The organism is Pseudomonas sp. PDM17 (assembly GCF_014851985.1).
Taxonomy (GTDB): Bacteria; Pseudomonadota; Gammaproteobacteria; order Pseudomonadales; family Pseudomonadaceae; genus Pseudomonas.
Map to the genome: position 1 here is coordinate 493,211 of NZ_JACVAT010000003.1, position 12,616 is coordinate 505,826.

General features: G+C 66.6%; 10 protein-coding genes. 4 read left to right on the forward strand and 6 right to left on the reverse strand.

Features of this window, described 5'->3' with window-relative positions:
- Positions 1 to 19: 19 nt before the first annotated feature.
- The 4 genes from IB256_RS12470 to tkt all read right to left on the reverse strand — a co-directional run bounded on the left by IB256_RS12470 (position 20) and on the right by tkt (position 5,076).
- Positions 20 to 355 (reverse strand): MliC family protein, encoded by a 336-nt coding sequence (locus IB256_RS12470; RefSeq protein ID WP_192402753.1) that lies wholly within the window; start codon positions 353 to 355, stop codon positions 20 to 22.
- Positions 356 to 780: 425 nt separating this feature from the next.
- Entirely contained in the window at positions 781 to 1,944 is a 1,164-nt protein-coding gene (locus tag IB256_RS12475) for a phosphoglycerate kinase (protein WP_138213924.1), read from the reverse strand.
- A gap of 28 nt (positions 1,945 to 1,972) precedes the next feature.
- Positions 1,973 to 3,019, reverse strand: coding sequence for an erythrose-4-phosphate dehydrogenase (epd, locus tag IB256_RS12480; RefSeq protein WP_192293181.1), 1,047 nt, complete (start codon positions 3,017 to 3,019; stop codon positions 1,973 to 1,975).
- A 59-nt stretch (positions 3,020 to 3,078) separates the two neighbouring features.
- The gene (tkt, locus tag IB256_RS12485) at positions 3,079 to 5,076 is read right to left on the reverse strand and encodes a transketolase (protein ID WP_192293183.1); all 1,998 of its coding nucleotides are present in this window, start codon (positions 5,074 to 5,076) and stop codon (positions 3,079 to 3,081) included.
- A 224-nt stretch (positions 5,077 to 5,300) separates the two neighbouring features.
- Between tkt and IB256_RS12490 the strand changes: the two genes are divergently transcribed.
- From IB256_RS12490 to ligB, 3 genes are all read left to right on the forward strand, one after another.
- On the forward strand, positions 5,301 to 6,302 hold the full coding sequence (locus tag IB256_RS12490) for an ArsR/SmtB family transcription factor (protein WP_192402755.1): 1,002 nt from the start codon (positions 5,301 to 5,303) through the stop codon (positions 6,300 to 6,302).
- 18 nt (positions 6,303 to 6,320) lie between these two features.
- Positions 6,321 to 7,511: a methionine adenosyltransferase gene (gene metK / locus IB256_RS12495; protein WP_192293187.1), complete on the forward strand. Its 1,191-nt coding sequence runs from the start codon at positions 6,321 to 6,323 to the stop codon at positions 7,509 to 7,511.
- A gap of 148 nt (positions 7,512 to 7,659) precedes the next feature.
- Positions 7,660 to 9,327 (forward strand): NAD-dependent DNA ligase LigB, encoded by a 1,668-nt coding sequence (gene ligB / locus IB256_RS12500; RefSeq protein ID WP_192402757.1) that lies wholly within the window; start codon positions 7,660 to 7,662, stop codon positions 9,325 to 9,327.
- 5 nt (positions 9,328 to 9,332) lie between these two features.
- On the opposite strand, the gene IB256_RS12505 is transcribed toward ligB, so the two are convergent.
- Positions 9,333 to 10,637, reverse strand: coding sequence for a ferric reductase-like transmembrane domain-containing protein (locus IB256_RS12505; protein WP_192402766.1), 1,305 nt, complete (start codon positions 10,635 to 10,637; stop codon positions 9,333 to 9,335).
- 172 nt (positions 10,638 to 10,809) lie between these two features.
- Here IB256_RS12505 and IB256_RS12510 point away from each other — a divergent pair, with 172 nt between their 5' ends.
- Entirely contained in the window at positions 10,810 to 11,556 is a 747-nt protein-coding gene (locus tag IB256_RS12510; RefSeq protein ID WP_192293200.1) for a metallophosphoesterase family protein, read from the forward strand.
- Here IB256_RS12510 and IB256_RS12515 read toward each other — a convergent pair.
- Positions 11,553 to 12,551, reverse strand: coding sequence for an alpha/beta hydrolase family esterase (locus IB256_RS12515; protein ID WP_192402767.1), 999 nt, complete (start codon positions 12,549 to 12,551; stop codon positions 11,553 to 11,555). The genes IB256_RS12510 and IB256_RS12515 overlap by 4 nt on opposite strands.
- Between the last annotated feature and the right edge of the window lie 65 nt (positions 12,552 to 12,616).

The following is a 12,616-nucleotide window of genomic DNA, read 5'->3' on the forward strand; positions in this document are numbered from 1 at the left end:
CGTGCCGGACAGTCGGCGCTCAGCGCGCCTTGCAACCGCGGCCGATCAGGTCGTTGCTCTCGACCCAGTAGACCAGGCCCTGGTCGCCTTTGATGCTCAAGCCGATCAGCCCGTCGCTATAGAAAGCGCCGGAGCCGCCGGGTTCCTCTTCCAGGTGATGAACCACGTCATCCTCTCCCAGCTTCAGATCGACGACCGACTTGCTGGGGTCAACGTAGCGCCACCCCACTTCGGCCTCGCTGTCGCAGAGCCAGTGGTTCCAGTCGCCCCCCGCAGCGGACTTGCCGCCTGCCGAGTGACTGGAACAACCCGCCACCAGCGCAAGCGCCAGGGCCGGGACGAGATAACGCAGCATCGGGCGATTCTCCTTCGGGCGGACGCGCCGCCGGATATCCAATGCGCCAGATTGCCCGTCCCGCCGCAGGAACGCCAGTACCGCCTGCGCCGGGGCGCGGGCGGTACTGTCAGATCGTGATCCCGGCCGCCAGGCCGCTGCCTCAGGGGCAGTTAACCGGCTTCTGCTCGGGCGTCGGATCGCCGCTGCTCTGGCTATCCACCCGCTCGCGGTTCTGGTCCGAAGGCACCATAACCGGGGGCGGGCTCATCACTTCACAGGTACTGGGGGCTCCACCGCTTCCGGCACAGCCGACCAGCACGAGGCAAAACGACAGCAGAGGGGTGACAGCTCGCATGACCGTTCTCCTTGGCATCCGTACAAGGCTTGTGACCCGGTGATGCCGCAGAGGTTTGCTTTACTGTCGCCCGGCCGTGTCGCCCGGATCAGGCCTTGGCGCGCTGCTCCAGCACTTCCACGGCCGGCAGGACCTTGCCCTCGACGAACTCGAGGAAGGCGCCACCACCGGTGGAAATGTAGGAGATCTGCTCGCCGATGCCGTACTTGTCGATCGCCGCCAGGGTATCGCCACCGCCGGCGATGCTGAAGGCGGAGCCTTCGGCGATGGCCTTGGCCAGGGTTTTGGTGCCTTCGCCGAACTGGTCGAATTCGAACACGCCAACCGGTCCGTTCCACAGGATGGTCTTGGAGGTCTTCAGCAGCTCGGCGAACTGGGCGGCGGTCTTCGGACCGATGTCCAGGATCATGTCGTCATCGGCCACGTCAGCGATATCCTTGACGGTGGCGACGGCGGTCTCGGCAAATTCCTTGGCAACCACGACGTCCACCGGCAGCGGAACGCTGACCTTGGCGGCGATGGCCTTGGCGGTATCGACCAGATCGGCCTCGTACAGCGACTTGCCGACCTTGTGGCCGGCCGCGGCGAGGAAGGTGTTGGCGATGCCGCCGCCGACGATCAGCTGGTCGCAGATCAGCGCCAGGCTGTTCAGCACGTCGAGCTTGGTGGACACCTTGGAGCCGGCGACGATGGCCGCCATCGGGCGCGCCGGGTTACCCAGGGCCTTGCCCAGGGCATCCAGTTCGGCGGCCAGCAGCGGGCCGGCGGCGGCGACCTTGGCGAACTTGGCCACGCCGTGGGTGGACCCCTCGGCGCGGTGGGCGGTGCCGAAAGCGTCCATGACGAATACGTCGCACAGGGCGGCGTATTGCTGGGCCAGCTCGTCGGCGTTCTTCTTCTCGCCCTTGTTGAAGCGCACGTTCTCGAACAGCACGACTTCACCCGGTTTCACTTCGACGCCGCCCAGGTAATCCTTGACCAGCGGCACGGCGCGGCCCAGGGCCTTGGACAGGTAGTCGGCGACCGGCTGCAGGCTGTTCTCGGCGGAGAATTCGCCTTCGGTCGGTCGGCCCAGGTGCGAGCAGACCATCACTGCCGCACCCTTCTCCAGGGCCAGCTTGATGGTCGGCAGCGAGGCCAGGATGCGCGCGTCGCTCTTGACCACACCGTCCTTCACCGGAACGTTGAGGTCTTCGCGGATCAGTACGCGCTTACCTTGGAGGTCGAGGTCGGTCATCTTCAACACGGTCATGACAGTCAGTCCTGTTGGGGCTGTTTGATTAACGTTCGGTAGCGGCGACCCGCAGGAAGTGCCCTGCAGTGTCGAGCATGCGGTTGGCGAACCCCCACTCGTTGTCGAACCAGGCCAGCACGTTCACCAGGCGGGGGCCGGAAACGCGGGTCTGGCTGCCATCGACAATGGCCGAGTGCGGGTCGTGATTGAAATCGCAGCTGGCGTGGGGCAGCTCGGTGTACGCCAGCAGGCCTTTCAGCGGGCCTTCGGTGGCGGCCTGGCGCAACACGCGGTTGATCTCCTCGGCGGACGTATCGCGGGAGACCTGCAGGGTGATGTCCAGGGCTGAGACGTTCACCGTCGGCACCCGAATGGCTTTGGCCTGGATTCGTCCGGCGAGTTCCGGCAGCAGGCGCTCGATGCCACGCGCCAGCCCGGTGGACACCGGGATCACCGACTGGAAGGCCGAGCGCGTGCGGCGCAGGTCTTCGTGGTGGTAGGCGTCGATCACCGGCTGGTCGTTCATCGCCGAGTGGATGGTGGTGATCGAGACGTACTCGATGCCCACCGCCTCGTTCAGCAGCTTGAGCAGCGGCACGCTGCAGTTGGTGGTACAGGAGGCGTTGGACACCAGCATCTCGGCGCCGGAGAGGCCCTGCTGGTTGATGCCGAAGACCACAGTGGCGTCGATGTCCGCCTCGCTGGCCATCGGCTGGGAGAACAGCACCCGCGGCGCACCGGCGCCGAGGAAGCGCTCGCCGTCGGCGCGGGTGTTGTAGACGCCGGAGCATTCCAGCACCAGGTCGATGTCCAGGGCGCGCCAGTCGATGGCCTCGGGTTCGGCTTCGCGGAACACCTTCACACAGTCGCCGCCGACATGCAGGCAGCCGTCGGCCACGCTCACCTCGCCGGGGAATCGGCCATGGGTGGAGTCGAAGCGGGTCAGGTATTCCAGGCTGGCCAGGTCCGCCAGGTCGTTCAGCGCGACGATGGAGAAATCAGCCTTGGCGCCGCGTTCGTGCAGGGCACGGAACACGCAGCGGCCGATACGGCCGTAGCCGTTGAGGGCAACTCGGTAAGGGCGCTTGGACATTGTTATCCCTTGGTGATCGCTGCCGGGGCCTGATAGGCCCCGGCAGGCTCAGGCGCTCGTCAGGCTTCGAGCAGCTCGGCGGCAACTTCCAGCACGTTCTCGACGGTGAAGCCGAAGTGCTCGAACAGCGCCGGGGCCGGGGCCGACTCACCGAAGGTGGTCATACCGATGACACGGCCTTCCAGGCCGACGTACTTGTACCAGTAGTCGGCGTGGGCGGCTTCGATGGCGATACGCGCAGCGACCTGCACCGGCAGCACGGCCTGCTTGTAGCCGGCGTCCTGCTGGTCGAAGACGCTGGTGGACGGCATGGAGACCACGCGCACCTTGCGGCCTTCGGCGCTGAGCTTGTCGAACGCCTGGACGGCCAGGCCGACTTCGGAGCCGGTGGCGATCAGGATCAGTTCCGGCTCGCCGTCGCAGTCCTTCAGCACGTAGGCGCCACGGGCCACGTCGGCCAGTTGGGCGGCGTCGCGCGGCTGGTGCGGCAGGTTCTGGCGGCTGAAGATCAGCGCGGACGGACCGTCGGCACGCTCGATGGCGTACTTCCAGGCCACCGCGGATTCCACGGCATCGGCCGGGCGCCAGGTGTCCAGGTTCGGGGTCAGGCGCAGGCTGGCCAGCTGCTCGATCGGCTGGTGGGTCGGGCCGTCTTCGCCCAGACCGATGGAGTCGTGGGTGAACACGTAGAGCACGCGCTGCTTCATCAGGGCGGACATGCGCACCGCGTTACGGGCGTATTCCATGAAGATCAGGAAGGTCGCGCCGTAGGGGATGAAGCCGCCGTGCAGGGCCACGCCGTTCATGATGGCGCTCATGCCGAACTCGCGCACGCCGTAGAACAGGTAGTTGCCGTTTGCGTCGTCGGCAGTCACGCCCTTGCAGCCTTTCCACAGGGTCAGGTTGGAACCGGCGAGGTCGGCGGAGCCGCCCAGCAGTTCCGGCAGCAGCGGGCCGAAGGCGTTCAGGGCGTTCTGGCTGGCCTTGCGGCTGGCAATGGTCTCGCCTTTCAGCGCGACGTCGGCGACGTAGGCGGCAGCCTTCTCGGCGAAGTCGGCCGGCAGCTCACCGGCAACACGGCGCTCGAACTCGGCGGCCAGTTCCGGGTGCGCGGCCTGGTAGGCGGCGAAGCGCTTGTTCCACTCGGCTTCACGGGTGGCGCCGGTGTCCTTGGCGCTCCACTCGGCGTAGATGTCCGCCGGGACTTCGAACGGCGCGTGGTTCCAGCCCAGCGCGGCGCGGGTGGCGGCCACTTCGTCGACGCCCAGGGCGGCGCCGTGGCTTTCTTCCTTGCCCTGCTTGTTCGGCGAGCCGAAGCCGATGATGGTCTTGCAGCAGATCAGGGTCGGCACATCGCTCTTGCGGGCGGTCTCGATGGCGGTCTTGATCTCGTCGGCGTCATGCCCGTCGACGTTGCGGATCACCTGCCAGCCGTAGGCTTCGAAGCGCTTGGGGGTGTCGTCGGTGAACCAGCCGTGGACTTCGCCATCGATGGAGATGCCGTTGTCGTCGTAGAAGGCGACCAGCTTGTTCAGGCGCAGGGTGCCGGCCAGCGAAGCGACTTCATGGGAGATGCCCTCCATCATGCAGCCGTCGCCCAGGAAGGCGTAGGTGTAGTGGTCGACGATGCTGTGGCCGTCACGGTTGAACTGGGCGGCCAGCACCTTCTCGGCCAGCGCCATGCCCACGGCATTGGCGATGCCCTGGCCCAGCGGGCCGGTGGTGGTCTCGACGCCGGCGGTGTAGCCATACTCCGGGTGACCCGGGGTGCGCGAGTGCATCTGGCGGAAGTTCTTCAGGTCATCGACGGTGACGTCGTAACCGGTGAGGTGCAGCAGCGAGTAGATCAGCATCGAGCCGTGGCCGTTGGACAGCACGAAGCGGTCACGGTCAGCCCACTGCGGGTTGCTCGGGTTGTGCTTGAGGAAGTCGCGCCAGAGGACTTCGGCGATATCCGCCATGCCCATGGGGGCGCCGGGATGGCCGCTGTTGGCTTTCTGCACGGCATCCATGCTCAGTGCGCGGATGGCGTTGGCTCGCTCACGACGGCTGGGCATCGCTAATCTCCTGCGGGGGCTGCTTCGAAAGATCGAAGGGAATGAAAAAAGGCCGGTATTTTCGCCCAGCCGGGCCCCGCGGGGCAATGACAGATCGGCAGATGCCTGATGCAAGGCACGCGCAGGGGGCATTCAACTGGTCAAAAACCGCTCATCCGCCAATATCAAAACTTTTTGATACAGCTATTGCCCACCCCGGAAGCCACGACTAGACTGCCCGACCTATGAGTCTGCGCCTGCCCGAAATCCGCCATGACGATTGCGACCAGCTGGCTGCCCTGTGCAAGGCCGGCGGTGATCCGCTGCGGCTGAATGTCCTGCGGGTGCTGGCCAACGACTCGTTCGGCGTGCTGGAGCTGGCGCATATCTTCGGCGTCCGCCAGTCGGGCATGAGCCACCACCTGAAGGTGCTGGCCCAGGCCGGCCTGGTCGCCACCCGCCGCGAAGGCAACGCGATCTTCTATCGCCGCGCCCTGCCCCAGGGCGAAAGCCTGGGCGGCACGCTGCACGGTGCGCTGCTCGAAGAAGTGGACGAACTGGCACTGGCCGATGTGGTCAGCGCCCGCATCGATGGCGTACACGCCCAGCGTGCCGCCGTCAGCCGTGATTTCTTCGCCCGCAGCGCGGAGAAGTTCCAGGCGACCCAGGACCTGATCGCAGGACTGCCGCAATACCGCGAAAGCGTGTTGGCGCTGCTCGATGCACTGAGCTTCGACCCCGGCGCCACGGCGCTGGAAGTCGGCCCCGGCGACGGCGGATTCCTCCCCGAACTGGCCCGGCGTTTCGGCCAGGTCACGGCGCTGGACAACAGCGAGGCCATGCTCGACATGGCGCGGCAACGCTGCGCCAGCGAAGGTTTGAACAACGTCCGGCTGCGGCTGGGCGATGCCCTGCAGGATGTCGACGATGCGGCGGACTGCGTGGTGCTGAATATGGTGCTGCACCACTTCGCCGCGCCGGCGGAGGCCGTGAAGCAGCTGGCACACCTGGTGAAACCCGGTGGCAGCCTGCTGGTGACCGAACTCTGCAGCCACGACCAGAGCTGGGCCCGCGAGGCCTGCGGTGATCTCTGGCTGGGGTTCGAACAGGAAGACCTGGCCCACTGGGCCGACGCCGCCGGGCTCGCGTCCGGCGAAAGTGTTTACATCGGTTTACGTAATGGCTTTCAGATCCAGGTACGGCACTTCGCCAAACCGGATTCGCGAAGCGTCCTCACCCACCGGTAATTGAATGGGAACCGTTAGATGAGCGAATACTCTGTTTTCACCTCCGAATCCGTCTCCGAAGGCCATCCGGACAAGATCGCTGACCAGATCTCCGATGCGGTGCTCGACGCCATCATCGCCAAGGACAAGCACGCCCGCGTGGCCGTGGAAACGCTGGTCAAGACTGGCGTCGCCATCGTTGCCGGCGAAGTCACCACCAGCGCCTGGGTCGACCTGGAACAGATTGTCCGTGACGTGATCTGCGACATCGGCTACACCAGCTCCGACGTCGGCTTCGACGGCGCCACCTGCGGCGTGATGAACATCATCGGCAAGCAGTCCCCGGACATCAACCAGGGCGTCGACCGCGCCAAGCCGGAAGACCAGGGCGCTGGCGACCAGGGCCTGATGTTCGGCTACGCCAGCAACGAAACCGACGTGCTGATGCCGGCCCCGATCCGCTTCTCCCACGCCCTGGTCGAGCGCCAGGCCGAGGCGCGCAAGTCCAACCTGCTGACCTGGCTGCGCCCGGACGCCAAGAGCCAGGTCACCTGCCGCTACGAAGGCGGCAAGGTGGTCGGCATCGACGCCGTGGTGCTGTCCACCCAGCACAACCCGGAAGTGTCGCTGGCCGACCTGCGCGAAGGCGTGATGGAGCTGATCATCAAGCATGTCCTGCCGGCCGAACTGCTGCACAAGGACACCCAGTTCCACATCAACCCGACCGGCAACTTCGTGATCGGCGGCCCGGTGGGCGACTGCGGCCTGACCGGTCGCAAGATCATCGTCGACTCCTACGGCGGCATGGCCCGTCACGGCGGCGGCGCGTTCTCCGGCAAGGACCCGTCCAAGGTCGACCGTTCCGCAGCCTACGCCGGCCGCTACGTGGCCAAGAACATCGTTGCCGCCGGCCTGGCCGAGCGCTGCGAAATCCAGGTGTCCTACGCCATCGGCGTGGCCCAGCCGACTTCCATCTCGATTAACACCTTCGGCACCGGCAAGATCAGCGATGACAAGATCATCCAACTGGTCCGCGAGCACTTCGACCTGCGCCCGTACGCGATCACCAAGATGCTCGACCTGCTGCACCCGATGTACCAGCCGACCGCGGCCTACGGCCACTTCGGTCGCAACCCGTTCGAGATGACCTACGGTGACGACACCTTCACCGCCTTCACCTGGGAGCGCACCGACAAGGCTGCCGCCCTGCGTGATGCCGCCGGCCTGTAAGACCCGGTAGCAGGAAAAGCCCCGCCTCGGCGGGGCTTTTTCGTTTCTGCGCTCCCACAAACCCTCGCGAAGAATCCACAGCCATCCCAGCGCCGAGTGTTGCGTCCCAGTCCTAGCCTTGCGGATTTCCGCTGCCCGGACGCTCGCCATGCTTCGCCTTGCCCTCGCCCTTCTACTGCTCCCTCCCCTTCTCGCCCATGCCTGCCCCGACTGGCCGGCCAAGCAGGCACCCCGGCAGATCGACGCGCTCCGCGCACAGCTGCGGCAGTGGGATGACAACTACCACCGAGACGGCCAATCACCGGTCGCCGACGAACTCTACGACCAGGCCCGCGAGCGCCTGCGCCAATGGCAGGCGTGCTTCCCGCGAGCCTCTGCCACCCCAGAATCGCCGCTGGCCAGCAGTGCCGGGGAGGTTCGCCACCCCTTCGTCCACACAGGCCTCGACAAGCTTCCCGACGCCTCGGCCGTGGGCACCTGGCTGGCAAACCGCAGCGATCTCTGGGTGCAGCCCAAGGTCGACGGCGTGGCGGTCACGCTCGTCTACCGCAACGGCCGGCTTGCCCAGGCGATCAGCCGCGGCGACGGCACCCGCGGGCAGGACTGGACCGCCAATGCGCAGCGGATTGCCGCAATCCCCAAGGAACTGCCCGGCACGGGCGGCGAATTGGTGCTGCAAGGCGAGTTGTACTGGCGCCTTCCGCAGCATGTGCAGGCGCTGAAGGGCGGTGCGGGCGCACGCGGCAGGGTCGCCGGGCTGATGGCGCGCAAGGAACTTGGCGACGAAGGAACGCAAATCGGCCTGTTCGTCTGGGAGCTGCCGGACGGCCCACTGGAGATGCCCGGGCGCCTGGCACGCCTGCGCCGACTGGGATTCGGCGACAGCGCCGAGCTGACCGAGGCGGTGGCAGGGCAGCCCGAAATCGAAGCCTGGCGCGAACGCTGGTATCGCCAGCCCCTGCCGTTCGCCAGCGACGGCATCGTCATCCGCCAGGGCCGCCGGCCGCCGGGCAAGGCCTGGAGCGCACAGGCACCGGGCTGGGCGGTGGCCTGGAAGTACCCGCATCAACAGGCACTGGCCGAGGTGCGGCGCGTGGAGTTCAAGGTCGGTCGCAGCGGGCGGGTGACGCCGGTGCTGCATCTCGCCCCGGTGGAACTGGATGGGCGGACCATCCAGCGGGTCGCCACCGGCTCGCTCAAGCGCTGGCGCAGCCTCGATATCCGGCCCGGCGATCAGATCGCCATCGCCCTCGCCGGGCTGACCATCCCTCGCCTGGACGGCGTGGTCTGGCGCTCGCCGATTCGCCCTGAACTGGCTGTACCCAAGGACGAGCAGTTCAACGCCCTCTCCTGCTGGCAACCCACCGACGGCTGCGCTGAACAGTTCCTCGCCCGCCTGCAATGGCTGAGCGGCAAGAGCGGCCTGGGACTATCTGGCGTCGGTCCGGGCACCTGGCGGCGCCTGCACGAAGCCGGCCTGCTGGCGGGACTACTCGACTGGATGACGCTGACCCCGGAGCAACTGCGCCAGGTGCCTGGGCTGGGCGAGCGCAGCGCCGCCAGCCTGCACCAGCAGTTCGGGCTGGCTCGCCAACGCTCGTTCGCTGTCTGGCTGCGCGCTCTCGGCGCGCCCTCGCCGAACGCCCATCCGGCGGGAGAAGACTGGTCCGCACTGGCCACCCGCAGCGCGCCGCAGTGGCAGGAGCAACCCGGCGTCGGCAAGGTCCGCGCGACGCAACTGGAAGCCTTCTTCAAGGCACCGGAAGTCGTGCAACTGCGCGAGCGGTTGCACGACCTCGGCGTCTCCGGTTTCTGAGCACCTCAGCGCATCTGGAAGGCTTCCTGGTGGAAGCGGCTGCCCGGCATGCCCTGGCGGCGCAGGTCACGGCGCAGCAATTCGGCCAGCGCCTGCGGACCGCAGAACCAGACGCTTGGCCAACGCCCCTGCGCTCCGGGCTGCAGACCCAGGTCCGCCGCCTGCAGGTAGCCTTCGCTTTCGCTGTAATGCACGCGCAGATCAATGCGTGGCAACTTCGCGCACAGCTCGCGCAGGTGCCCGGCGTAGATCGCGTCGGAAGGTGAGCGCACGCAATACAGCAGCGTCACTTCCGGACAGTCCTCCGGCCGTGCCTGCAGCGACTCGAGCCAGGCAAGAAACGGCGTGATGCCGATACCACCGGCGATCCACACTTGCCGCTCGCCCTTGTCACGACGGAAGTCGAAGCGGCCGTAAGGCCCCTCCACCTTCACTGGATCACCGACCTTCAGAGCACCCTGAAGGCGCTTTGTGTAGTCCCCGAGCGCCTTGATGCTGAAGCGCACCTCGCCGTTGCCCAGGTCGCCGCTGGAAAGGGTAAAGGGATGCTGTCCCTCCAGACGATCACAGGTGAGGAAGGCAAACTGCCCGGCGCGATGCTGCCAGTTGCCCTGCAGCTTGCAGGTGACTTCCAGCATGCGCTCGCCGGGGCGCTCGATCGCCACCACAACGCCTTCATGGGTACGCCGACGGCCGATCTGCCCGGTGAGCGACCAGAGCGCGCAGAGGCTGCCCACCACCGCACAGAACCCCACCAGCCAGCCCAAAGGCTGAGCCCAATAGCCCGCCGGCGCCAGCACTACGCCATGGAAGGCGAGCACCAGGTAGACCACCGCAAGGGTTTTGTGGACGTAGCGCCACAAGTGGTACGGAAAGCGTTGCCAGAGGGTGATGACCAGCATCGCCGCCAGCAGCCAGGCCGACCATTCGCCCAGGTCCTTGGCCGAGCCACGGAACACGTCGAGGAAGGTTTCCACCCGCGGCCCCTTGGCCGGCTTGGCGATGAACTCGGCGAGCAGCGGCCCGCCCAGTTCCATCAGGTAGTGCACAAGGCCCAGCACGATGGCCAGGATGCCCGCCCACTTGTGCGCACGGTACATGCGGTCGAGGCCGTCCAGCGGCTTCTCCAGCCAGACCGGGCGCACCGCCAGCAGCATGATCAGCGACATCAGCGCGAAGGACGCGACACCGGTAAAGAGAATGGCCTGCTTGCGCAGGACCCAGATATCCAGGGCGGCCGGCGGGTCGACGAACAGCGCCAGGCCAAAGGTGGCCGCCACGGCCAGCAGTACGATCCAGATGAGTTTCATGAGTCCTCCTTGGGGCGCCAAAGCAGCGAACCCAAGCGGAAGCTGAAGGAATCTTCTGAATCATCCCTTAATTTCGAAAGGTCTTTAGCCGGCCATCGGCAATGCCATGACCCATGTCAAACGCATCGTCCTTCGTTATGCTCGGCACATTCCTACAGACCAATTTCCTGCCATGCGCTTGCGAGTCCTGTCCGATCTCCACCACGAACACTTTCCCAACGGTCGTCGCGAACTGCCGCCGGCCGTTGCGGATGTCGTCGTGCTGGCCGGCGACATTCACGAGCATCTGCAAGGCCTGCACTGGGCGCGGGAGGAATTCCCGGACAGCGACATCATCTACGTCGCCGGCAACCACGAGTTCTACCATTCCGACCTGCCCGAGCTGACCCAGGCCATGCGCAACCTGGCCCGCGCGCTGGATATCCACTTCCTCGAGAAGGATGCGGTGATCCTCGGCGGCGTGCGGTTCCTCGGCACCACGCTGTGGACGGACTTCCAGCTCTACGGCGAACGCGCGTCGGATCTGGCCCGTGAGCAGGCGCAGTTGCTGATGCCTGATTTCAACACGGTGGATTACTTCACCCAGCCTTTCACTCCCGAGATGAGTCGCGAGCTCTGCGGGGCCAGCTGCGAATGGCTGGCGGCGGAGCTGGATCAACCCTTCGCCGGCCCGACGGTGGTGGTGACGCACCATGCACCCAGCGCCCGATCCATTCCCTCGCACTACGTCGGCGACGCCCTGTCGCCTGCCTTCGCCTCGAACCTGGAAGGCCTGGCCGAACGCTGCGACCTGTGGATTCACGGACACGTGCACGAGTGCCTGGACTATCGGGTCGGGCGGGGACGGATCGTCGCCAATCCCGGAGCCTATCCCGGCGAGGACAGCGGCTTCGAGCCCCGCCGGGTGATCGAACTCTAGAACGGCGGCCCGATGTGGGGCGGCTCGTCAGGTGACAGCTCGCTGAAGAAGCGCCAGATTTCAGCCGGCCCGTCCAGTTGCGGATCGACCTGACCGAGCAGGCGCGGCGGTCGGTATAGCGGCTGCGAAATCAGGTGCCCGCCGCCGAACACCGTCACCAGCTCCACGGGCGGCCCGTCGCCGGCAGCCCAGCGCTGCCGCTGCGTCCACACCGGGCCCGGTTGGGTCAGCTTGTCCACCTGCGGCTCGCCGCCCTGGCCGTTACGCCGCGCCAGCGCGAGGGCAGAGTCCTCGGCGGAGAGCACGTCGCCGCGATCACCGAAGCCGAACAGCGTGACCCGGCCACCCGCGTAAGGATTGATCGGATCACGCGTGCCATTCATCAACAGCGCGGCCTTGGGCTGTTCGGCGGGACGGCAGGCGTCGTTGCCGGCGCCCGGCAGGCTGGCAGCCACTGCGGCGACGCCATCGACCTTGTCCGGCGCCTCGGCGGCCAGGCGCAGGGCCATCTGTCCACCGTTGGAGTAACCGGTGACGAATACCCGAGCGGGATCGACGCCGCGCTCGCGTTGCAGGCTTTCGATCATCTGCGAGAGGAATCCAACATCGTCGATGTTCAGGCGCCGCGCACTGTAGGAAGCCACCCGCCGACAGTCGTTCCAGTGCCCTTCGAAACCATCGGGATAGAGCACCAGGAAGCCATCGCGATCGGCCAGGGCGTCGAAGCGGTAGCCGCTGTCGCGGCGCATGCGCTCGCCATTGCTCTGCGAGCTGTGCAGCACCACCAGCAGCGCCGGGCGCTCGTCCAGCTTCTGCGGCACGTAAAGGACATAGCTGCGGCGCCGTTCGCCCTGGCGCACCGAGGCATCTTCGCTGCTGCCGGTCAGCACCGGCTGCAACCTCAGCTCACCGGGCACGTACCACCAGCCGCCCACCAGCAGCGCCAGCACCAGCAGTGCGATGAGTGCCTGCACGATCCGCATCGCCACCCGCATACCGCCTCTCCTTGCCCGCCTGGCGGGCCTTGCGAGTCCCGGCCTTGTCCCGAGGCTATCGAACG

What these genes read in the sequence shown, in the direction of transcription:
- IB256_RS12470 (WP_192402753.1), bottom strand. Translation starts at nt 355, where the DNA reads ATGCTGCGTTATCTCGTCCCGGCCCTGGCGCTTGCGCTGGTGGCGGGT.
- IB256_RS12475 (WP_138213924.1), bottom strand. Translation starts at nt 1,944, where the DNA reads ATGACCGTGTTGAAGATGACCGACCTCGACCTCCAAGGTAAGCGCGTA.
- epd (WP_192293181.1), bottom strand. Translation starts at nt 3,019, where the DNA reads ATGTCCAAGCGCCCTTACCGAGTTGCCCTCAACGGCTACGGCCGTATC.
- tkt (WP_192293183.1), bottom strand. Translation starts at nt 5,076, where the DNA reads ATGCCCAGCCGTCGTGAGCGAGCCAACGCCATCCGCGCACTGAGCATG.
- IB256_RS12490 (WP_192402755.1), top strand. Translation starts at nt 5,301, where the DNA reads ATGAGTCTGCGCCTGCCCGAAATCCGCCATGACGATTGCGACCAGCTG.
- metK (WP_192293187.1), top strand. Translation starts at nt 6,321, where the DNA reads ATGAGCGAATACTCTGTTTTCACCTCCGAATCCGTCTCCGAAGGCCAT.
- ligB (WP_192402757.1), top strand. Translation starts at nt 7,660, where the DNA reads ATGCTTCGCCTTGCCCTCGCCCTTCTACTGCTCCCTCCCCTTCTCGCC.
- IB256_RS12505 (WP_192402766.1), bottom strand. Translation starts at nt 10,637, where the DNA reads ATGAAACTCATCTGGATCGTACTGCTGGCCGTGGCGGCCACCTTTGGC.
- IB256_RS12510 (WP_192293200.1), top strand. Translation starts at nt 10,810, where the DNA reads ATGCGCTTGCGAGTCCTGTCCGATCTCCACCACGAACACTTTCCCAAC.
- IB256_RS12515 (WP_192402767.1), bottom strand. Translation starts at nt 12,551, where the DNA reads ATGCGGGTGGCGATGCGGATCGTGCAGGCACTCATCGCACTGCTGGTG.